The sequence below is a fragment of the Streptomyces sp. NPDC047974 genome (assembly GCF_040653375.1).
Lineage (GTDB): Bacteria > Actinomycetota > Actinomycetes > Streptomycetales > Streptomycetaceae > Streptomyces.
In genome coordinates, this window is record NZ_JBEZNU010000003.1 from 217,573 (window position 1) to 238,827 (window position 21,255).

The following is a 21,255-nucleotide window of genomic DNA, read 5'->3' on the forward strand; positions in this document are numbered from 1 at the left end:
TCCGCCAGGCCCTTCGCCTCCCGGCCCGCGCGGGCCGGGAGGCGAAGGAGAGGCCTCAGCCGCCGAGGACCGGAGTGAGGGCGGCGTTGAACTCCTCGACGGTCAGCGGCGGGTTCTGGGAGCCCGCCGCCGTGAGGGTCTTGCCGTCCATCTTCAGCGTCGGGGTGCCGGTCACCCCGCTGTCGTCGAAGGTCTTCGACATCTTCATCGCCCAGGCGTCGAAGGTGCCCTCCTCGACGTTCTTCTCGAAGGCGGCGTTGGCCTTCAGGGCCGGGACCGTGTCCGCGACCTCCAGGAGGTAGGAGTCCTTCGCGAACTTGTCCTCGCTCTCCTCCGGGTGCCACTTCGCGGAGTAGAGCGCCGCCTTGTAGTCGAGGAAGGCCTCCGGGCTCACGTCGAGCGCCGCGCCGAGCGCCGACAGGGCGTTCTTCGAGCCCTCGCCCTGGTCCATGTTGTCGATGAAGGTGGCGCCGACGTACTTGACCTTGTACTTGCCGGCCTCGACGTCCTTCTCGACGGTGGAGCCGACCGACTGCTCGAAGGTCGCGCAGACCGGGCAGCGCGAGTCCTCGTACAGCTCCAGGGTCTTCTTCGCGGAGGCCTTGCCGACGACGACGGTCGTGCCGTTCTCGCCCTCGGTGTTCTTCGGGGCCGTGACCGACTTCGCGTCGGCGGCGGCCTCCCACGCGGAGGGCTTGTTGGCCTGGACGACGGCGTAGCCGATGCCGCCGGCGGCGGCGAGCACGGCCACCGCCGAGACGCCGACGACCAGCTGCCGGCGGGCCCGGTCCTTCTTGGCCTGGGCCTCGCGCTCGGCGCGCAGACGCTCGCGGGCGGCAGCCTTGTTGGCCTGGTTGTTGCGTGCACTCATGATCGTGGATCTCCGGAGAGGTGAAGAAAGAGGGGGGGGATGGTCGGGGAGCGTGCCGCTCAGACGAGAGCGAGCGCCGCCCGCGGCGGTCCCCGCCGCCCCACGGAGTGCACCAGGAGACGCGTACGGGACGGGCGCGGCCGGGGCTCGGGGCGCGCCGGGCCCGGCGCCGCCGGACGGTCCGCGCCCACCAGGGCCGCGAGCAGCTCCAGCGGCCGGAAGGCCGAGGCCGCCGCCGCGCCGAGCAGGCGCCCGAGCGCCCGCTCCCCGCCGCGCAGCCAGCCTGCCGCCGAGAGGCCGACCAGCACATGGGCGCCGAGCAGCAGCCACGGCAGCGCCGGGTCGGGGGAGGCGAGCACCGCGGCGGCGCCGCCCTCGGGCGCCACGACCCCGGGCAGCGGGGTGCCGACGGCCCCGCCGCACAGCACCTCCACCCCGAAGGACCGCAGCGCGCCGGCGACCGGCCCGCCGGCGGGGCCGTAACAGACGGCCTGGCCGGAGGTGAAGAGGGTGTCCGCGGCCAGCTCCAGCGGGACGAGCAGCCCCGCGATCGGGACGAAGCCGCGCTCCCGGCCGGCCAGCGCGTACGCCACGGCGAAGACGCCGGCGGCGACCGGGGCGACCGTGCCCAGCGGCAGCGGCACCCCGGAGAGCAGCACATGGGAAGCCACGGACAGCGTCACGACCAGTGCCGTGAAGACCGCCGCCCGCAGCGCCCTCAGCCGCGTCCCTGCCATGTCCATTGTTGAACGAGTGTGCCATGGCGGGTCATAAGGGGTCCCTAAGAAAGAGCTGTGCGCCCGCTCGAAGCGCTGTGTGACTTCTTACAGGCCCGGTATCCGGCCGTTGCGGAAGAGGTCCACGAAGATCTGGTGGTCGGCACGCGCGCGTGCGCCGTACGCGTGGGCGAAGTCCACCAGGAGCTCGACGAAGCCCTCCTCGTCGGCCGCGATCGCGCCGTCGATGGCCCGCTCCGTGGAGAACGGCACCAGCGAGTGGCCGCTGGACTCGTCCGCCGCCGCGTGCATCGTCGCGGTCGCCCGGCCCAGGTCGGCCACGGTCGCCGCGATGTCCTCGGGGTCGTCGATGTCCGACCAGTCCAGGTCGACCGCGTACGGCGACACCTCGGCGACCAGCTGGCCGGCGCCGTCCAGCTCCGTCCACCCCAGCCACGGGTCCGCGTGCGCCTGGAGCGCCCGCTGGGAGATCACCGTGCGGTGCCCCTCGTGCCGGAAGTAGCCCCGCACCGCCGGATCCGTGACGTGCCGCGAGACCGCCGGGGTCTGCGCCTGCTTGAGGTAGATCACCACGTCGTTCTCCAGGGCGTCGCTGTGCCCCTCCAGGAGGACGTTGTACGAGGGGAGGCCGGCCGAGCCGATGCCGATCCCGCGCCGCCCGACCACGTCCTTCACCCGGTACGAGTCCGGGCGGACCAGGCTCGACTCCGGCAGGGTCCCCAGATAGCCGTCGAAGGCCGCGAGCACCTTGTAGCGGGTCGCCGCGTCCAGCTCGATCGACCCGCCGCCGGTGGCGAAGCGGCGCTCGTACTCCCGTATCTCGGTCATCGAGTCGAGCAGCCCGAAGCGGGTCATCGCCCGCGCCTCGCGCAGCGCGCCGAGCAGCGCCCCGTCGGCGGTCTCCAGGGTGAAGGGCGTGCCGCCGTCGCCGCCGGCGCCGGAGGCCAGGGCGTGGATCCGCTCCCGGTAGGCCGCCGCGTAGATCCGGACCAGGCGGGTGATCTGCCCGTCGCTGAGCGCCTTGGTGTAGCCGATCAGGGCGAGCGAGGCGGCGAGCCGCTTGAGGTCCCAGGTGAAGGGGCCGACGTACGCCTCGTCGAAGTCGTTGACGTTGAAGATCAGCCGCCCGTTGGCGTCCATGTAGGTGCCGAAGTTCTCCGCGTGGAGGTCGCCGTGGATCCACACCCGGCCGGTCCGCTCGTCCAGGAACGGGCCGCCGTCGGCCTCCCCCTCCAGGTCCTTGTAGAAGAGGCAGGCGGTGCCCCGGTAGAAGGCGAAGGCGGATCCGGCCATCTTCCGGAACTTGACCCGGAAGGCCGCCGGGTCGGCGGCGAGCAGCTCTCCGAAGGCGGTGTCGAAGACGGCGAGGATCTGCTCACCGCGCTCGGCGGCGGCGGGCTGGTGGACCGGCATCGAGGGTGCCTCCTGGTGCATGACGGAGTCCCGACAAATGGGACAGGTGTTCACTGACTCACAACGCGCGACCCTAGCCGTGCGTGCCCGTCTCCTGTCACTCGTCCGACGTAGACTTCGACGCTGTCCCCCCAGAGCCGGGGATCTGGGGGTCGCCCCCCAGATGATCACAGCACGCCCGGAGGCCTCCCCCGTGACCAAGCCGCCCTTCACGCACCTCCACGTCCACACCCAGTACTCCCTGCTGGACGGTGCCGCGCGGCTGAAGGACATGTTCAACGCGTGCAACGAGATGGGCATGACCCACATCGCCATGTCCGACCACGGCAACCTCCACGGCGCGTACGACTTCTTCCACACCGCCAAGAAGGCCGGCGTGACGCCGATCATCGGCATCGAGGCGTACGTCGCCCCCGAGTCCCGGCGCAACAAGCGGAAGATCCAGTGGGGCCAGCCGCACCAGAAGCGGGACGACGTCTCCGGCTCCGGCGGTTACACCCACAAGACGATCTGGGCGGCGAACTCCACCGGACTGCACAACCTCTTCAAGCTCTCCTCCGACGCCTACGCCGAGGGCTGGCTCCAGAAGTGGCCCCGGATGGACAAGGAGACCATCTCCCAGTGGTCCGAGGGGCTGATCGCCTCCACCGGCTGCCCCTCCGGCGAGCTCCAGACCCGGCTGCGCCTCGGCCAGTTCGACGAGGCCCTGAAGTCGGCCTCCGAGTACCAGGACATCTTCGGCAAGGACCGCTACTTCCTGGAGCTGATGGACCACGGCATCGAGATCGAGCGCCGGGTCCGCGACGGCCTCCTGGAGATCGGCAAGAAGCTCGGCATCCCGCCGCTGGTCACCAACGACTCGCACTACACCTACGCGCACGAGGCGACCGCCCACGACGCCCTGCTGTGCATCCAGACCGGCAAGAACCTCTCCGACCCGGACCGCTTCAAGTTCGACGGCACGGGCTACTACCTGAAGTCCACGGACGAGATGTACGCCGTCGACTCCTCGGACGCCTGGCAGGAGGGGTGCGCCAACACCCTCCTGGTGGCCGAGCAGATCGACACCACCGGCATGTTCGAGGCCAAGAACCTCATGCCGAAGTTCGACATCCCGGAGGGCTACACCGAGGTCACCTGGTTCCGCGCCGAGACCATGAGGGGCATGGAGCGGCGCTTCCCCGGGGGCATCCCCGAGGACCGCATGAAGCAGGTCGAGTACGAGATGGACACCATCATCTCGATGGGCTTCCCGGGCTACTTCCTCGTCGTCGCCGACTTCATCATGTGGGCGAAGAGCCAGGGCATCGCCGTGGGCCCCGGCCGAGGCTCCGCGGCCGGCTCGATCGTCGCGTACGCCATGGGCATCACCGACCTCGACCCGATCCCGCACGGCCTGATCTTCGAGCGCTTCCTCAACCCCGAGCGCATCTCGATGCCCGATGTCGACATCGACTTCGACGAGCGCCGGCGCGTCGAGGTGATCCGGTACGTGACCGAGAAGTACGGCGCCGACAAGGTCGCCATGATCGGCACCTACGGCAAGATCAAGGCCAAGAACGCGATCAAGGACTCCGCCCGCGTCCTCGGCTACCCCTACGCCATGGGCGACCGCCTCACCAAGGCCATGCCCGCCGACGTCCTCGGCAAGGGTATCGACCTCGACGGCATCACCAACCCGACCCACCCGCGCTACAGCGAGGCGGGCGAGATCCGGGCGATGTACGAGAACGAGCCCGACGTGAAGAAGGTCATCGACACCGCCAAGGGCGTCGAGGGCCTGGTCCGCCAGATGGGCGTGCACGCCGCCGGCGTGATCATGTCCAGCGAGCCGATCGTCGACCACGCCCCCATCTGGGTGCGGCACACCGACGGCGTCACCATCACGCAGTGGGACTACCCGCAGTGCGAGTCGCTCGGCCTGCTGAAGATGGACTTCCTCGGCCTGCGCAACCTCACGATCATGGACGACGCCGTCAAGATGGTGAAGGCCAACAAGGGGATCGACCTCGACCTCCTGGCCCTGCCGCTCGACGACCCCAAGACCTTCGAGCTGCTCCAGCGCGGTGACACCCTCGGCGTCTTCCAGTTCGACGGCGGCCCCATGCGGTCCCTGCTGCGGCTGATGAAGCCCGACAACTTCGAAGACATCTCCGCCGTGTCCGCGCTCTACCGCCCGGGCCCGATGGGCATGAACTCGCACACGAACTACGCCCTGCGCAAGAACGGCCAGCAGGAGATCACCCCGATCCACCCCGAGCTGGAGAAGCCGCTCGAAGAGGTGCTCGCGGTCACCTACGGCCTCATCGTCTACCAGGAGCAGGTCCAGAAGGCCGCCCAGATCATCGCCGGCTACTCGCTCGGCGAGGCCGACATCCTCCGCCGCGTCATGGGCAAGAAGAAGCCCGACGAGCTGGCGAAGAACTTCACCATCTTCCAGGCCGGCGCCCAGAAGAACGGCTACAGCGACGAGGCCATCCAGGCCCTCTGGGACGTCCTGGTCCCCTTCGCCGGCTACGCCTTCAACAAGGCGCACTCCGCCGCGTACGGCCTGGTCTCCTACTGGACCGCCTACCTCAAGGCGAACTACCCCGCCGAGTACATGGCGGGCCTGCTGACCTCGGTCAAGGACGACAAGGACAAGTCCGCGGTCTACCTCAACGAGTGCCGCCGCATGGGCATCAAGGTCCTCCCGCCGAACGTGAACGAGTCGGAGTCGAACTTCGCCGCCCAGGGCGACGACGTCATCCTCTTCGGCCTCACCGCCGTGCGGAACGTCGGCGCCAACGTCGTCGAGTCGATCATCAAGAGCCGCAAGGCCAAGGGGAAGTACTCCTCCTTCCCCGACTTCCTCGACAAGGTCGAGGCCGTGGTCTGCAACAAGCGCACCATCGAGTCGCTGATCAAGGCCGGCGCCTTCGACACCATGGGCCACACCCGCAAGGGCCTCGTCGCCCAGCACGAGCCCATGATCGACAACGTGGTCGCGGTCAAGCGCAAGGAGGCCGAGGGACAGTTCGACCTCTTCGGCGGCATGGGCGAGGAGGAGAGCAGCGAGCCCGGCTTCGGGCTCGACGTCACCTTCACCGACGACGAGTGGGACAAGACCTACCTGCTCGCGCAGGAGCGCGAGATGCTCGGTCTGTACGTCTCCGACCACCCGCTCTTCGGCCTGGAGCACGTCCTCTCCGACAAGACCGACGCCGGCATCTCCCAGCTCACCGGCGGCGAGCACGCCGACGGCGCGGTCGTCACCATCGGCGGCATCATCTCCGGCCTCCAGCGGAAGATGACCAAGCAGGGCAACGCCTGGGCGATCGCCACCGTCGAGGACCTCGCCGGCTCCATCGAGTGCATGTTCTTCCCCGCCACCTACCAGCTGGTCTCCACCCAGCTGGTCGAGGACGCCGTCGTCTTCGTCAAGGGCCGGCTCGACAAGCGGGAGGACGTCCCCCGCCTCGTCGCCATGGAGCTGATGGTCCCCGACCTCTCCAACGCCGGGACCAACGCCCCCGTGATCCTCACCATCCCGGCCCTCAAGGTCACCCCTCCGATGGTGAGCCGACTGGACGAGATCCTCCGCCACCACAAGGGCAACACCGAGGTGCGGATCAAGCTCCAGGGCCCCCGCTCCACCACCGTGCTCCGCCTCGACCGGCACCGGGTGACGGCCGACCCCGCCCTCTTCGGCGACCTGAAGGTGCTGCTCGGCCCGTCCTGCCTGGCCGGCTGACCCGGTCCCGCACACGCGCAAGGGGCGCGCCCGTCGTCACGGGCGCGCCCCTTTGCCGATTCTCCCGGCGCGGGCCGGGCGTCAGTTGTGCCCGAAGCGCTTCTGACGGCCCTTCCGCGCCATGTCACCGGGGGTGACCTGGGAGGCGCGGCTCTCGGCCTGGGACTCCATCGACGACTGCTGTGCCTGCTGGGCACCGCGCTCGGCCGGCGACTGATGCTGCTTCTGACGGTTCTGGTTGCGGTTCTTGGCCATGGGGATGATGCCTCCTCGAAGGGATCTAGGGGCCAGGGCCGCTGTCAGACTCACATACGGGAGAAACCGCCGCATGTTGGATCATTACGGTGCGTGAGGACGCTCCTCGCGGGAGCGGGTTCCCGCTCCGCCACGCCGATGATCCAGTTCCGGCCGTCAACCCCCGGGCCGTCGGGCAGACTCGAAGGAACCCGGAACACCTGAGATCCCGACAGGGCCGAGATCCGAAAGAAGGTGGAGCACGTGGACCGATGCGTCGTCCTGGTGGACGCCGGCTATCTGCTGGGGGCCGCCGCCAGCCTGCTCGCCGGAGAACCGGCCCGCTCCCGCATCACCGTCGACCACGCGGGCCTCATCCAGCAGCTCAGGGAGCGCGCCGAGAACGAGACCGGCCTCCCGCTGCTGCGGATCTACTGGTTCGACGGCGCCCCCGACCGGGTGCCCCAGCCCGAGCACCGCAGGCTGCGCGTGATGCCCCGGGTCACCGTCCGGCTCGGCGCCCTGACCCGCAGCGACGGCCGCTGGGCGCAGAAGGGCGTCGACGCGGCCATGCACACCGAGCTCACCGAGCTGGCCCGCAACCGCGCCTGCACCGACATCGTCCTCGTCACCGGCGACGGCGACCTGCTGCCCGGCCTCATGTCCGCCAAGGAGCACGGCGTCGCCGTCCACCTCTGGGCCGTCCAGGCCGCCGACGGCGACTACAACCAGTCCGAGGACCTGGTCGCCGAGGCCGACGAGCGCCGCGTCCTCGACCGGAGCTGGATCACCCGGGCCGTCCGCGCGAAGGACCTCGCCGGCCTCTGCGCCCCGCCGCCGGTGCCCCGCCCCGAGATCGCCGCCATCCTCTCCGCGCCGCTCCCCGAGGCCGCCCTCGCCTCCGCCGAACGCGCCGCCGAGGCGGCGGCCGCCGCAGCCGTCAGGAACGGCGGCCCGGCCCCCGACGGGGCACCCGCCGCCGACGGTCACGAGCACGAGCGCGGGCACGACCACGGCCACGGCCACCGGCCCGCCACCGTCCCGCCGCCCGCCGCCGGGAAGTCCGTCCCCACCCCCAAGGACCTCGCCGGGCTGCGCCCCGTCGCGGCCCCGCACGCCGCCGCGCCCCAGCCGGCGAGCGCCCTGCGCTGGTCCTCCGACCGGGGCTGGGTCGAGCGGCCCCCGACCGCCCTCGGCGAGCCCCCCGAGACCGCCTCGCTGCCCACCCTGGCCCACCTCACCAGCGCCGAGCAGCGCTGGGCCGACCGCGAGGAGGACATCACCACCGTCGGCGGCGACCCCTTCGAAGTCGGACAGGTGTTCGCCCGCCGGTGGCTGGAGCGGCTGCCCGAGCAGTCCCACGTCCAGCGGCTCTCCGTCCTCTACCCCCGCATCCCGCACCGCATCGACGGCGAACTCCTCCGCTATGCCGCCCGGTTCGGCCTCCTCGCGCACAAGGACGACCAGATCGACGAGCACGACCGCTACGCCATCCGGGCCGGCTTCTGGCGCGAGATCGACGTCCACGCCGCCGCCGAAACCGCCCCCGCGCCCGCCCCGGGACCGGCGACCCCGTAGGCTCTCCCCCCGTGAGTACGGTGTGCGTGGTGCGGGATCTGGTCAAGACGTACCCCGCCACGCGCGGCAGGCGCGGCGCGCCCGCGACTCCCGAGGTGCGCGCCACCGACGGGATCAGCCTGGACGTGCGCGGCGGCGAGATCTTCGGGCTGCTCGGGCCCAACGGGGCGGGCAAGTCCACCCTGGTCCGGCAGCTGACCGGGCTGATGCGCCCCGACTCCGGCTCCGTCACGCTCCTCGGCCACGACCTCGTCCGCCACCCCGAGCGCGCCGCCCGCCTCCTCGCCCACCTCGGCCAGGAGTCCACCGCCCTCGACGAGCTGACCGTCTCCCTCGCCGCCGAGACCACCGGCCGGCTCCGCGGCCTGAGCGCCGCCGACGCCCGCGCCGCACGGGACGCCGTCCTCGACGAGCTGGGCCTCGGCGAACTCGCCGACCGGCCGCTGAAGAAGCTCTCCGGCGGCCAGCGCCGGCTCGCCTGCTTCGCCACCGCCCTGGTCGGCCCGCGGCCCGTCCTCGTCCTCGACGAGCCCACCACCGGCATGGACCCGGTCGCCCGCCGCGCCGTCTGGGCCGCCGTCGACCGCCGCCGCGCCGAGGACGGCACCACCGTCCTCCTCGTCACCCACAACGTCATCGAGGCCGAGACCGTCCTCGACCGGGTCGCCGTCCTCGACCGCGGCCGGGTGATCGCCTGCGACACCCCCGCGGGACTGAAGGAACGCGTCGCCGACGAGGTCCGCGTCGAGCTCCTGTGGCGCGAGTCCGCCCCGCTCGGCCTCCCCGAGGTCGCCGCCCTGCGCGAGCTCGCCCAGGAGTCCGGCCGCCGCTGGGTCCTCCGCCTCGCCCCCGACGCCGCCCGCGCCGCCGTCGCCACCGTCACCGGCGGCGCCGCCTTCGCGGCCCTCGACGACTTCACCCTCGCCACGCCCAGCCTGGAGGACGTCTACCTCGCCCTCGGCGGCGCCGCCCGCGAAGGCCTGGTGAAGGCATGAGCACCACCCCTGCCGCCCCCGGCGTGACCCCCCACCTGCCGCACGTCACCCCCAGGAGCTGTCCGCGTTGAGCACCCTGCCCGCCGAGGCCCTGCCGGCCGGCGTGAAGGCCGCCCGGGTCCAGGGCGCCGAGGAGGCCGCGCCCCTCGCCCCGTCCGCCCGGCTGCTGCCCTCCCTCGCCGCCGTCTACCGGGCGCAGCTCAGCCGCGCCCGGGTGGCCCGCATCCCGCTGCTCTTCGTCGCCACCTTCCAGTCCATCGGCATCATGATCATGATGCGGGGGGTCGTCGACGGAGGCTCCGAGGCCCGCGCCGTCGTGGCCGGCTCCACCGTCCTCGTCGTCGCCTTCGTCGCCCTCAACCTGCTCGCCCAGTACTTCGGCCGGCTCCGCGCCGACGGCGGCCTCGACCACTACGCCACCCTGCCCGTGCCGCCCGCCGCCGTGGTCCTCGGCGCCGCCGGCGCGTACGCCTCCTTCACCGTCCCCGGCACGCTCGTCACCGCCGTCACCGGCGCCGTCCTCTTCGGCCTGCCGCTCGGCCACCTGTGGCTGCTCGTCGCCGTCGTGCCGCTCTCCGGCGCCGCCCTCTCCGGGCTCGGCGCCGCCCTCGGCCTGCTCGCCCCCCGCCAGGAACTGGCCACCCTCCTCGGTCAGCTCGGCATGTCCGCCGCCCTCCTCCTCGGGGTGCTGCCGGCCGAGCGGATGCCGGAGCCGATCGCCTGGGCGCGGGACCTGCTGCCGTCCACGTACGGCGTCGAGGCCCTGGCCCGCGCCTTCGACCCGCGCCCCGACTGGGCGGCCGTCGCCCTCGACCTCGCCGTCTGCGGCGTCGTCGGGGTGTTGTCGCTGGCCCTCGCGACCTGGGCGTACCGCAGGGCCGCGGTCCGCTGAGGCGGGCCGCGGGGACACCTGGCACCATGGCGGGGTGACCGCACCCCTGACGCCCTCCCAGCCGCCGCCGCACGATTCCGGGTGGCCGCCGCCCCCGCCGCACCAGGGGCCCGCCGGTGACCCCGTCACCGCGGCCGAGGTCGTCCAGGGACTGGTCGTGACGGTCGCCTCCGCGGTCGCCGGCGCGGTGCTCGGCGCGCTCTGGGTGTGGCTGGCCCCCACCGTCCAGCTGATCTCCGACGGCGAGGGCGTCTATCTGCGGAACTCCGAGGGGGAGGCCGCGATCGGCGCCGACGGCACCTTCGTCCTCCTCGCGCTCGCCTTCGGCGCGGTCGCCGGACTCGCCGTCTTCCTGGCCCGCCGCAAGGGCGGGGTGCCGCTCGTCCTCGGCCTGGCGGTCGGCGGCGTCCTCGGCTCGCTGCTCGCCTGGTGGCTGGGGACGAAGCTGGGGCCGACCGCCGACGTGATCGCGCACGCCAAGGCCGTCGGCCCGAACGTCGTCTTCGACGCCCCGCTGAAGCTCCGGATGGGCGCCGCGGCGATGCTGGCCTGGCCGCTCGCCGCGACGGTCGTCCACCTGCTCCTGACCGGGATCTTCGGCCCCCGCGACCCGGAGCAGGGCCCCTGGGACACGTACAAGCACTGACCCGGCGTCAGCCGCGGCCGATCGGGGCGAGCACCGCGGAGGTGAGCGCGGCCAGGTCGGCGGGGGAGAGCTCGACCTCCAGACCCCGCCGGCCGGCCGAGACGCAGATCGTCGCGTGCCCCGACGCCGAGGCGTCGAGCACCGTACGCAGCCGCTTGCGCTGCCCCAGCGGGGAGATCCCGCCCCGGACGTAGCCGGTCGTCCGCTCGGCCGCCGCCGGGTCGGCCATCGCCGCCCGCTTGCCGCCGACCGCCGTCGCGAGCGCCTTCAGGTCCAGCTGGCCGGCGACCGGCACCACCGCCACCGTCAGCTCCCCGTCGACGTCCGCCACCAGCGTCTTGAAGACCCGGTCGGGCGTGACGCCGAGCGCCTCCGCCGCCTCCTCGCCGTACGAGGGGGTCGCCGGGTCGTGCTCGTAGGCGTGCAGGGTGTACGCCGTCCCGGCCGCGGCCAGCGCCACCGTCGCCGGGGTGCCTCCGGCGTTCTTCTGCTTCTTCTTCGCCACGGGGCTTCCTCGGTTCCCTCGGTCCGTCAGTTCGGGTGGGTCGGCGCCTGCGTCAGCTCCACCGCCGGCAGCGACGGGAGGTGCCGCAGCACCGCCGTCTCCGCCCGCAGCAGCGCCAGCTCCTCGCGCAGCCGGACCGTGGTGTCCGGCGCTTCCAGGAGCCGCTGCTTCGTCGGTACGTCCACCATGGCCGCGGCCGCGACCAGATACGACACCACCGAGGGGTCGTCGGGCAGCTCGCTGGTCGTCAGGGACCGCTCCCGCGCCCCCGCCAGCCGCTTCTGGTACGAACGGAAGGCCCGCAGCACGCCCTCGGCCAGCGCCTCCGCCTCCTCGCCCGCGTCCTCCGGCAGTTCCTCGGTCTCGGCCGTCAGGAAGGGGCCGCTCGCGTCCACCGAGCGCAGCCGGACCCGGGTGGTGCCGGTGACCATCACCTCGTACGAGCCGTCCCCGCGCTGCCGGATGCTCGCCGCGTCCGCGACGCACCCCACCGGGTGGAAGCTCGTGATCGGGTCGGGGCCGAAACCGGCCGCCGGGCCCTTCTCGGGCAGCGACGTCGGGTCCGGCATCCCGGGCGCGGTCGGCGCGACCTCGGACCCGTCCCGGATCGCGACCACGGCGAACCGGCGCGGCTCGGAGGCGTCGATGTCCAGGAGCGCGCGCATCATGGCGCGATATCGCTCCTCGAAGACGTTGAGAGGCAGCACGAGGCCCGGGAACAGCACCGCGTTGAGCGGGAAGAGGGGCAGGCGAGCGGAGGTCACAGCGGCCAAGCCTAATGGCCGCGCGGACCGCTCCGTCCGGGGATTGCGCGAGCCCGCCCCCACAGCGGGGTCCGGCGCGCCAGCTCCGCCCGCGTCCGGTCCCTGGTGGCGAGGAACCGCCGCAGCGGATCGTGCCCGCCGACCGCCCACGGGAAGGAGGTGGCGTACGGCCCCGTGCGCCCGAACTCCGCCAGCGCCTCCTCCCACCGCTCCCGCTCCACCAGCACGTACGCCAGCAGGTTCCGCACCTCCGCGGGCCACGGGTCGCCCGGCGCGAACGCCGCCGACAGCGCCAGGCCCCGGTCCGCGGCCCGGTCGATCCGCGCGCCGTCCGCCGCCCCGGCGCCCTCCGGTCCCGTCGGCCGCTCCCGGCCCGGGCCCGGCAGCGGCCGCAGCGCCTCGTGGGCGGCGCGCACGGGCAGCGCCCGCACCAGCGATCCGGGCGCCGCGTCGTCGGCGGCCTGCTCCGCGAAGTCGAAGGCAGCCCGCTGCGAGCCGTACCACTGAGCCGACAGGTACTTCAGGGCGGCGACATGGCAGCCGTAGTGGTGCGCGGAGCGGAGCAGCGCCTGCTCCCACAGCCGCTCGAAGACCGCGTGCCCGGCGTGCGCCCCGCGCGCGTGGTCGAGGGCGAGCCGCCACGGCACCGGATCGCGCCCGGCCTCCTCGGTGAGCGGCCGCAGCAGGGGGTCGAGCTCGCGCAGCCGCTCGGCCCGGGCCGGCGACTCCCAGGCCCGGCGCACCGCGAGCTGCGCGGCCACGAGGAGCGCGTCGGAGTCCCGCGGCGCGGCCTCCCGCCACCGGTCCAGCCACTCGCCCCGGTGGTACGCGAAGGCGGCGAGCCGGGCCACGTAGCGGTCCCGGTCCTCCCACTCCGCGGCGTCCCGGGTGGTCGCGAGCAGCTTCGCCGCGGGCTCCGGGTCGCCGAGCGCGGCGGCGACCAGGGCGGGGGAGAGCCGCCCGTCGGGGGCGTCCAGCAACACGTCGTCGTCCGGCGTCAGCCCGGCGGCGAGACGCGGGGCGTGCCGGGCCGAGCGGGCGGTGCCGACCAGGGCGCGGAGAAAGGACATGTCGGCTCGTATCTTCCCACCGGGCGGGGCGGGGGGCCCGCCGTCCGCCCCCGCCTTCACCCGGATCACACCCGGTCTCCCCCTGGCCGTCACGCGGGCCGCGGGGCCGCCCGCCACGCCACCCCTCACGCCGCCCGCCACACCGCCCGCCCGGGGCTCACCCCCTGCTGAGCAGCCGGGTCGCGCCCGCCGCCACCGTGGTGGCCAGGATCCAGCCGAGCAGGATGAGCGCGGCGGCCGTCCACTGCCAGCCGCCCTCCAGCTTCCAGTAGCCGTCCTGGCCGAGGGTGATCACCGGGAGCAGCAGGTCCAGGGCGTACAGGGTGCCGTTCCACGCCGGGCCCTCGCCCTGCTTGATCGGCACCGGGTCGTACCGGGAGAAGGCCAGCGTGCCCGCCGCCCACAGCACCGCCATCCACAGCGCGGCCCGGCCCGGCCGGTAGCCGTACGCCACCGTCCAGTCCTGGACGTACCCCCAGAGCTTCCCGGCGACCGGCAGCGTCTCCCGTCTGCGCCGCTGCTTGGCGAGCAGCACCTCCCGGGCGTCGGCGTCCTCCCCGCTGGCCCGCAGCACGGCCGCGAGGCGCTCGTACGGCTCCGGGGCGTACTCGGGGGTCGCCGCCGCCACCCAGGCGATCCGCCGGGCCAGGGGGAAGTGGCCGTACGGCACGAGGTTCTCGTAGACGAAGCCGCTCATCGCGAGGCCGCCCGGGCCCGGCCAGCTGGTCGACAGGTCGATCAGCGTCACCACCTTCGCGCCGTTCAGCACCACCCGGCCCTCCTCCGGCCGCTCGCCGTTGAACCGCAGCTCCGGGGTGACGATCCGGCGCAGCGACAGCTCCTCCCGGCGGGCCCCGCTCAGCAGGAAGCGGGCGTGGTTGAGGTCCACCGCGTCCCCGAACCGCCCGTCGTCCAGCCGTACCCCGCCGTGGAACTCGGCGGGCTTGCGCCGGGCGTCCTGGAGCGGCGCCACGCCGTACGGCGGGGTCGCCGTGGACGGGCCGTCGCCCTCGTACACCCAGGCGGCGTTCAGATACAGGGTCCGCTCCACCGTCAGCTGCGGGGCGTTCAGCGCGCGTCTGCCCCGGTCCCCGCGCAGCACGCTGCCCCGCAGGCTGAGCGAGACCCCGACCTTCGCCCCGCGCAGGCTGAACTCGCCGTGCGTCTCGACCAGCTCGGCCTGGAGGTCCTGCGCCACCGACAGGCCGTCCGCCGTGATCGCCCGGCCGCGGCCGTCCGGCCACACCTGGATCTGGTTGAGCAGCAGGTCCGTGCCGATCTGCGCGTCCGTCAGCCGGATGCCGCGCCGCACCCGGCAGCGCGGCAGATGGAGGTCGCCCTCCGTGTGCAGCCGGGCCGCCTCCAGGCGGAGGAGCGCGCAGCCGACGAGCCGCAGCGTGCCGAACCGGGCCTCGGGCAGCAGCACCTCGTCGTCGAAGCGGCAGCCGTGCAGCTCCACGTACGGGCCTATGGAACCGCCCGCCAGATCGAGCACGCCGGTGATCCGCACCCCGCGCAGCTTCAGCGCGGCCACCCGGCCCTGCCGGGCGGCGGGACCGCCGAGCAGCAGCGCCGCCACCACGTCGGCGCGCACGCTCCGCTCCGGCCCCCACACCGCCTCCCCGAACGGGTCGTCCCGCTCCGGCACCCCCTCCGTCAGATCACAGGTCCTGCCGATCCGGAACGCCTGCCACACGGCCCGCTCCGGACCCGTGAGACCCTCCGGCATCCCGTCCTCGTGCGGCTCGGTCACTGCCGCCCCCTCGCTTCCCCGATGCGCTCCCACCACTCCGCTCACCGGGAGCAGTGGATTCGTACAGTCGTTCTTCCCGCACTGTGACGGGCTGAACGCTAACGGTCAGGAGTGGCGAGGAGACGCCACAGTGGCGCGTATCGACGTGCGGCAAGCCGTGTATCAGCCAGTGATACGGGAGTCCGGCGCCGTGGGGCGTCTGAGAGAATTGACCCGTGATCTCTCGAATCGATCTGCGCGGCGAGGCCCTCCCCGAGGGTTCCGCCCTGCGCGACCTGCTGCCCCGTGCCGAGTTCGACGTGGAAGCCGCCCTGGAGACGGTGCGGCCCATCTGCGAGGACGTACGGCATCATGGCGCGGCGGCGGTGATCGAGTACGGGGAGAAATTCGACGGCGTGCGGGTCCCCGGCCTCCGGGTGCCCGCCGAGGCGCTCGCCCGGGCCCTCGACGAGCTCGACCCGGCCGTCCGCGCGGCCCTGGAGGAGTCGATCCGGCGCGCCCGCCTGGTCCACCGCGACCAGCGCCGCACCACCCACACCACCCAGGTCGTGCCCGGCGGCACGGTCACCGAGAAGTGGATCCCCGTCGACCGCGTCGGCCTGTACGTGCCGGGCGGCCGGGCCGTCTACCCGTCCTCCGTCGTGATGAACGTCGTCCCGGCCCAGGAGGCCGGCGTCGCGGGCCTGGCCGTGGCCTCCCCGCCGCAGAAGGCCCCTTTCAACAGTGAGTGGGGCGGCGGCCTGCCGCACCCGACGATCCTCGCCGCCTGCGCCCTCCTCGGCGTCGACGAGGTCTACGCGGCCGGCGGCGCCCAGGCCGTGGCCATGTTCGCGTACGGCACCGCGTCCACCGCCGACGAGCCCGGCTGCGAGCCCGTCAACCTGGTCACCGGCCCCGGCAACATCTACGTCGCCGCCGCCAAGCGCCTCCTCAAGGGCCGCATCGGCATCGACGCCGAGGCCGGCCCCACGGAGATCGCGGTCCTCGCGGACGCCACCGCCGACCCGGCGCACGTCGCCGCCGACCTGATCAGCCAGGCCGAGCACGACCCGATGGCCGCCTCCGTCCTCGTCACCGACTCCGAGGCGCTCGCCGAGGCCGTCGAGGCGGAGCTGAAGACCCAGGTCGCCGCCTCCAAGCACGTCGACGACCGGATCGTCCCGGCGCTGGCCGGCAGGCAGTCCGCGATCGTCCTCGTCACCGACCTGGAGGACGGCCTCAAGGTCGTCGACGCCTACGGCGCCGAGCACCTGGAGATCCAGACCGCCGACGCCGCCGCCCTCGCCGACCGGGTCCGCAACGCGGGCGCGATCTTCGTCGGCCCCTGGTCGCCGGTCTCCCTCGGCGACTACTGCGCCGGCTCCAACCACGTCCTGCCCACCGGCGGCTGCGCCTGCCACTCCTCGGGCCTCTCCGTGCAGTCCTTCCTGCGCGGGGTGCACATCGTGGACTACACGCGCGACGCGCTCGCCGACGTGGCCCACCACGTGGTCACCCTCGCCGAGGCCGAGGACCTCCCGGCCCACGGCGCGGCGATCAAGGCGAGGTTCGGCTGGAAGGTGCCCGAGAACAAGTGAACGCGTACGAGAAGATCGGGATCGACGACCTGCCGATCCGCGAGGAGCTGAAGGGCAAGTCGCCCTACGGCGCCCCCCAGCTCGACGTGCCCGTCCAGCTGAACACCAACGAGAACCCCTACCCGCTGCCCGAGCCCCTGGTGGCCCGGATCGCGGAGCGGGTCGCCGAGGCCGCCCGGAACCTCAACCGCTACCCCGACCGGGACGCGGTGGAGCTCCGCACCGAGCTGGCCCGCTACCTCAGCCGCACCGGGGGCCACCCGGTCGCCGTGGAGAACGTCTGGGCCGCCAACGGCTCCAACGAGGTGCTCCAGCAGCTCCTCCAGACCTTCGGCGGCCCGGGCCGCACCGCGATCGGCTTCGAGCCCTCGTACTCGATGCACGCCCTGATCGCCCGCGGCACCGGCACCGGCTGGATCTCCGGACCGCGGCGCGAGGACTTCACCATCGACGTGGAGGCCGCCGAGGCGGCGATCGCCGAGCACCGGCCCGACGTCGTCTTCGTCACCTCGCCCAACAACCCCACCGGCACCGCCGTCGAGGCCGCGGTCGTGGAGCGGCTGTACGAGGCCGCGCAGGCCGCGAAGCCCTCGCTCGTCGTGGTGGACGAGGCGTACGTGGAGTTCAGCCACCGCGCCTCGCTGCTGCCGCTCCTGGAGGGCCGGCCGCACCTGGTGGTCTCCCGGACCATGTCCAAGGCCTTCGGCGCCGCCGGACTCCGCCTCGGCTACCTCGCGGCCCACCCGGCCGTCGTCGACGCCGTGCAGCTGGTCCGGCTGCCGTACCACCTCTCCGCCGTCACCCAGGCCACCGCGCTCGCCGCCCTGGAGCACACCGACACCCTCCTCGGGTACGTCGAGCAGCTCAAGGCCGAGCGGGACCGGCTCGTCGCCGAGCTGCGCGCGGCCGGCTACGAGGTCACCGAGTCCGACGCCAACTTCGTCCAGTTCGGGCGTTTCCCCGACACGCAGGAGGCGTGGCGGAAGATCCTCGACCGGGGCGTCCTGGTCCGGGACAACGGCGTACCCGGCTGGCTGCGGGTCACCGCAGGCACCCCCGAAGAGAACGACGCGTTCCTCGACGCGGTTCGTGAGCTGAAGAAGGAGCAGAACGCATGAGCCGCGTAGGCCGCGTGGAGCGCACCACCAAGGAGACGTCCGTCGTCGTCGAGATAGACCTCGACGGCACCGGGAAGGTCGACGTGTCGACCGGGGTCGGCTTCTACGACCACATGCTCGACCAGCTCGGCCGCCACGGCCTCTTCGACCTCACGGTCAAGACCGACGGCGACCTCCACATCGACTCCCACCACACCATCGAGGACACCGCCCTCGCCCTGGGCGCCGCCTTCAAGCAGGCGCTCGGCGACAAGGTCGGCATCTACCGCTTCGGCAACTGCACGGTCCCGCTGGACGAGTCCCTCGCCCAGGTCACCGTCGACCTCTCCGGCCGCCCCTACCTGGTGCACACCGAGCCGGAGAACCTGGCGCCGATGATCGGCTCGTACGACACCACCATGACGCGCCACATCCTGGAGTCCTTCGTGGCCCAGGCGCAGATCGCGCTGCACGTGCACGTGCCCTACGGCCGCAACGCCCACCACATCGTGGAGTGCCAGTTCAAGGCGCTCGCCCGGGCCCTGCGCTACGCCTCCGAGCGCGACCCGCGCGCCGCCGGAATCCTCCCCTCCACGAAGGGCGCGCTCTAACCGTGACCGGCCTCTCCACCATCCTGATCGTCGTCGGGCTCTTCCTGCTCGGCGGCATCTACTCCTTCGTCAAGCAGGAGATGCCCAAGGGCCTCATCGTGCTGCTCTCCATCGGCGCCACGATGTGCCTCGCCGCCGGTGTGCTGCGACTGGACGTGTGGTCATGAGCACTGCGACTCCGAAGAAGGTCGTCGTCTTCGACTACGGCTTCGGCAACGTCCGCTCCGCCGAGCGCGCGCTCGCCCGGGTCGGCGCCGACGTCGAGATCACCCGCGACTACGAGACGGCGATGAACGCCGACGGGCTCCTCGTCCCCGGCGTCGGCGCCTTCTCGGCCTGCATGAAGGGGCTCAAGGAGGCCCGCGGCGACTGGATCGTCGGCCGCCGCCTCGCCGGCGGCCGCCCCGTCATGGGCATCTGCGTCGGCATGCAGATCCTCTTCGAGCGCGGCATCGAGCACGGCGTCGAGACCGAGGGCCTCGACGAGTGGCCCGGCACGGTCGAGCCGCTGAACGCCCCCGTCGTGCCCCACATGGGCTGGAACACTGTCGACGCGCCCGAGGACACCGAGCTCTTCGCCGGCCTCGACGCCGACGCCCGCTTCTACTTCGTGCACTCCTACGCGGTGCGCGAGTGGACGCTGGAGGTCGGCAACAAGAACATCCGCGCCCCCAAGGTCACCTGGGCCACCCACGGCGAGCCCTTCGTCGCCGCCGTGGAGAACGGGGCCCTGTGGGCCACCCAGTTCCACCCCGAGAAGTCCGGCGACGCCGGAGCCCAGCTCCTCACCAACTGGATCGGAACCCTGTGAGCACTCTCGAACTCCTCCCCGCCGTCGACGTCCGTGACGGCCAGGCCGTCCGGCTCGTCCACGGCGAGTCCGGCAGCGAGACCTCCTACGGCTCCCCGCTGGAGGCCGCGCTCTCCTGGCAGCGCTCCGGCGCCGAGTGGCTCCACCTCGTCGACCTGGACGCCGCCTTCGGCACCGGCGACAACCGCGACCTCGTCCGCCAGATCACCGAGGCCATGGACATCAAGGTCGAGCTCTCCGGCGGCATCCGCGACGACGCCTCGCTCGCCGCCGCCCTCGCCACCGGCTGCACCCGCGTCAACCTCGGCACCGCCGCCCTGGAGACCCCCGAGTGGGTCGCCAAGGTCATCGCCGAGCACGGCGACAAGATCGCCGTCGGCCTCGACGTCCGCGGCACCACCCTCAAGGGCCGCGGCTGGACCAGCGAGGGCGGCGACCTCTACGAGACCCTCGCCCGCCTCGACTCCGAGGGCTGCGCCCGGTACGTCGTCACCGACATCGGCCGCGACGGCACCCTCACCGGCCCCAACGTCGAGCTCCTGAAGAACGTCTGCGCGGCCACGGACAAGCCCGTCGTCGCCTCCGGCGGCGTCTCCTCCCTGGACGACCTGCGGGCCCTCGCGGGCCTCACGCACCTGGGCGTCGAGGGCGCGATCGTCGGCAAGGCGCTCTACGCCAAGGCGTTCACCCTGGAGGAGGCCCTTCAGGCGGTGGCGTCCGCATGACCGACTCCGTGCGCAAGATCGTCACCGGCGCCCCCTGGGAGGAGGTCTTCGGCTACTCCCGCGCCGTCGAGCTGCCCAACGGGACCGTACTCGTCTCCGGCTGCACGTCGGTGATCGACGGGGCCATCGCCGACGGCGGCCCGTACGAGCAGACCGTCAACTCCTTCAACGTCGCCTTCGACGCCCTGAAGCAGCTCGGCCTCGGCGCCGGGGACGTCGTCCGCACCCGCATGTACATCACCCACGCGCGGGACGTGGACGAGGTGGGCCGCGCCCACAAGGAGCTGTTCGACGCGGTCCGCCCGGCCGCCTCGATGATCATCGTCTCCGGCTTCGTCGACCCCCGCCTGGTGGTCGAGGTAGAGGTCGAGGCGTACAGGAGTGATGCGGCATGAGCCTCGCCGTACGCGTGATCCCCTGCCTGGACGTGGACAACGGCCGGGTCGTCAAGGGCGTCAACTTCCAGAACCTGCGGGACGCCGGCGACCCCGTCGAGATGGCCAAGCTGTACGACGCCGAGGGCGCCGACGAGCTGACCTTCCTCGACATCACCGCCTCCTCCGGCAACCGCGAGACCACCTACGACGTGGTGCGCCGCACCGCCGAGCAGGTCTTCATCCCGCTCACCGTCGGCGGCGGCGTCCGCTCGGCGGAGGACGTCGACAAGCTGCTGCGGGCCGGCGCGGACAAGGTCGGCGTCAACACCGCCGCGATCGCCCGCCCCGAGCTGATCCAGGAGATCGCCGAGCGCTTCGGCCGCCAGGTCCTCGTCCTGTCGGTCGACGCCCGGCGTACCGCCTCCGGCTCCTTCGAGGTGACGACGCACGGCGGCCGCAAGGGCACCGGCATCGACGCCGTCGAGTGGGCCCACCGCGCCGCCGAGCTCGGCGCGGGGGAGATCCTGCTCAACTCGATGGACGCGGACGGCACCAAGGACGGCTACGACACCGAGATGATCACGGCCGTGCGCAAGCACGTGACCGTGCCGGTGATCGCGTCCGGCGGCGCCGGCAAGCTCGGCGACTTCGCCCCGGCCGTCGCCGCCGGTGCGGACGCGGTGCTCGCCGCCTCCGTCTTCCACTTCGGCGACCTGCGGATCGGCGAGGTCAAGGGAGCGCTGCGGGAGGCGGGCAACGAGGTCCGCTGAGACGTCGTTCCGCTGGTGGGAAGGGCCCCTTCGGGGGCCCTTTTCGTCCGCCGGATGCGAAAGGAAATTTGCGCAATCCATCTTGCGCAAATTTTC

At 72.8% G+C, this 21,255-nt stretch carries 21 protein-coding genes; 13 read left to right on the forward strand and 8 right to left on the reverse strand.

Annotation, left to right across the window (positions count from 1 at the left end; all coding sequences use genetic code 11):
* Positions 1-55 precede the first annotated feature (55 nt).
* The 3 genes from AB0E19_RS06735 to AB0E19_RS06745 form a co-directional block, all read right to left on the reverse strand.
* Entirely contained in the window at positions 56-871 is an 816-nt protein-coding gene (locus AB0E19_RS06735; RefSeq protein WP_362174363.1) for a DsbA family protein, read from the reverse strand.
* Between the two features lie 59 nt (positions 872-930).
* Positions 931-1,614, reverse strand: a complete 684-nt coding sequence (locus tag AB0E19_RS06740; RefSeq protein ID WP_362174366.1) for a hypothetical protein — start codon at positions 1,612-1,614, stop codon at positions 931-933.
* 81 nt (positions 1,615-1,695) lie between these two features.
* Entirely contained in the window at positions 1,696-3,021 is a 1,326-nt protein-coding gene (locus AB0E19_RS06745) for a DUF2252 domain-containing protein (protein ID WP_362174369.1), read from the reverse strand.
* 193 nt (positions 3,022-3,214) lie between these two features.
* Here AB0E19_RS06745 and dnaE point away from each other — a divergent pair, with 193 nt between their 5' ends.
* Positions 3,215-6,754: a DNA polymerase III subunit alpha gene (gene dnaE, locus AB0E19_RS06750; protein ID WP_362174373.1), complete on the forward strand. Its 3,540-nt coding sequence runs from the start codon at positions 3,215-3,217 to the stop codon at positions 6,752-6,754.
* Positions 6,755-6,835: 81 nt separating this feature from the next.
* Here the strand turns inward: dnaE and AB0E19_RS06755 are convergent, their stop codons facing one another.
* On the reverse strand, positions 6,836-7,009 hold the full coding sequence (locus AB0E19_RS06755) for a hypothetical protein (protein WP_362174376.1): 174 nt from the start codon (positions 7,007-7,009) through the stop codon (positions 6,836-6,838).
* A gap of 234 nt (positions 7,010-7,243) precedes the next feature.
* Between AB0E19_RS06755 and AB0E19_RS06760 the strand changes: the two genes are divergently transcribed.
* The 4 genes from AB0E19_RS06760 (at position 7,244) to AB0E19_RS06775 (ending at position 11,099) form a co-directional block, all read left to right on the forward strand.
* Positions 7,244-8,566 carry an NYN domain-containing protein gene (locus AB0E19_RS06760; RefSeq protein ID WP_362174379.1) on the forward strand — a complete coding sequence of 441 codons (1,323 nt, stop codon included), beginning with the start codon at positions 7,244-7,246 and terminating at the stop codon, positions 8,564-8,566.
* Between the two features lie 11 nt (positions 8,567-8,577).
* Positions 8,578-9,561: an ABC transporter ATP-binding protein gene (locus AB0E19_RS06765; protein ID WP_362174382.1), complete on the forward strand. Its 984-nt coding sequence runs from the start codon at positions 8,578-8,580 to the stop codon at positions 9,559-9,561.
* 103 nt (positions 9,562-9,664) lie between these two features.
* Positions 9,665-10,453: an ABC transporter permease gene (locus AB0E19_RS06770; protein ID WP_362174899.1), complete on the forward strand. Its 789-nt coding sequence runs from the start codon at positions 9,665-9,667 to the stop codon at positions 10,451-10,453.
* Between the two features lie 34 nt (positions 10,454-10,487).
* Complete coding sequence (locus tag AB0E19_RS06775; RefSeq protein WP_362174385.1) at positions 10,488-11,099, forward strand: DUF2567 domain-containing protein; 612 nt, start codon at positions 10,488-10,490, stop codon at positions 11,097-11,099.
* A 7-nt stretch (positions 11,100-11,106) separates the two neighbouring features.
* Here the strand turns inward: AB0E19_RS06775 and ybaK are convergent, their stop codons facing one another.
* The 4 genes from ybaK to AB0E19_RS06795 all read right to left on the reverse strand — a co-directional run bounded on the left by ybaK (position 11,107) and on the right by AB0E19_RS06795 (position 15,191).
* On the reverse strand, positions 11,107-11,604 hold the full coding sequence (gene ybaK, locus AB0E19_RS06780; RefSeq protein ID WP_362174388.1) for a Cys-tRNA(Pro) deacylase: 498 nt from the start codon (positions 11,602-11,604) through the stop codon (positions 11,107-11,109).
* 26 nt (positions 11,605-11,630) lie between these two features.
* Positions 11,631-12,368 (reverse strand): LON peptidase substrate-binding domain-containing protein, encoded by a 738-nt coding sequence (locus AB0E19_RS06785; RefSeq protein ID WP_362174391.1) that lies wholly within the window; start codon positions 12,366-12,368, stop codon positions 11,631-11,633.
* An 11-nt stretch (positions 12,369-12,379) separates the two neighbouring features.
* Entirely contained in the window at positions 12,380-13,438 is a 1,059-nt protein-coding gene (locus tag AB0E19_RS06790) for a hypothetical protein (protein WP_362174394.1), read from the reverse strand.
* 157 nt (positions 13,439-13,595) lie between these two features.
* The gene (locus AB0E19_RS06795) at positions 13,596-15,191 is read right to left on the reverse strand and encodes an oxidoreductase (RefSeq protein ID WP_362174397.1); all 1,596 of its coding nucleotides are present in this window, start codon (positions 15,189-15,191) and stop codon (positions 13,596-13,598) included.
* Positions 15,192-15,406: 215 nt separating this feature from the next.
* Here AB0E19_RS06795 and hisD point away from each other — a divergent pair, with 215 nt between their 5' ends.
* The 8 genes from hisD to hisF are packed head-to-tail and all read left to right on the forward strand — an operon-like array spanning position 15,407 to position 21,159.
* Positions 15,407-16,768, forward strand: a complete 1,362-nt coding sequence (hisD, locus tag AB0E19_RS06800) for a histidinol dehydrogenase (RefSeq protein WP_362174400.1) — start codon at positions 15,407-15,409, stop codon at positions 16,766-16,768.
* Positions 16,769-16,782: 14 nt separating this feature from the next.
* A complete protein-coding gene (locus AB0E19_RS06805; protein WP_362174902.1) occupies positions 16,783-17,886 on the forward strand; it encodes a histidinol-phosphate transaminase in 1,104 nt (367 codons plus the stop codon).
* Positions 17,883-18,476, forward strand: coding sequence for an imidazoleglycerol-phosphate dehydratase HisB (hisB, locus tag AB0E19_RS06810; protein ID WP_362174402.1), 594 nt, complete (start codon positions 17,883-17,885; stop codon positions 18,474-18,476). Before AB0E19_RS06805 ends, hisB begins: the two co-directional genes overlap by 4 nt.
* Before the next feature lie 2 nt (positions 18,477-18,478).
* Positions 18,479-18,643 (forward strand): hypothetical protein, encoded by a 165-nt coding sequence (locus AB0E19_RS06815; RefSeq protein WP_362174405.1) that lies wholly within the window; start codon positions 18,479-18,481, stop codon positions 18,641-18,643.
* Positions 18,640-19,287 carry an imidazole glycerol phosphate synthase subunit HisH gene (hisH, locus tag AB0E19_RS06820; protein ID WP_362174408.1) on the forward strand — a complete coding sequence of 216 codons (648 nt, stop codon included), beginning with the start codon at positions 18,640-18,642 and terminating at the stop codon, positions 19,285-19,287. Before AB0E19_RS06815 ends, hisH begins: the two co-directional genes overlap by 4 nt.
* Positions 19,284-20,012, forward strand: a complete 729-nt coding sequence (gene priA, locus AB0E19_RS06825) for a bifunctional 1-(5-phosphoribosyl)-5-((5-phosphoribosylamino)methylideneamino)imidazole-4-carboxamide isomerase/phosphoribosylanthranilate isomerase PriA (protein ID WP_360600459.1) — start codon at positions 19,284-19,286, stop codon at positions 20,010-20,012. Before hisH ends, priA begins: the two co-directional genes overlap by 4 nt.
* Positions 20,009-20,407 (forward strand): RidA family protein, encoded by a 399-nt coding sequence (locus AB0E19_RS06830; protein ID WP_362174412.1) that lies wholly within the window; start codon positions 20,009-20,011, stop codon positions 20,405-20,407. Before priA ends, AB0E19_RS06830 begins: the two co-directional genes overlap by 4 nt.
* Entirely contained in the window at positions 20,404-21,159 is a 756-nt protein-coding gene (hisF, locus tag AB0E19_RS06835) for an imidazole glycerol phosphate synthase subunit HisF (protein WP_362174415.1), read from the forward strand. Before AB0E19_RS06830 ends, hisF begins: the two co-directional genes overlap by 4 nt.
* Positions 21,160-21,255: the final 96 nt, after the last annotated feature.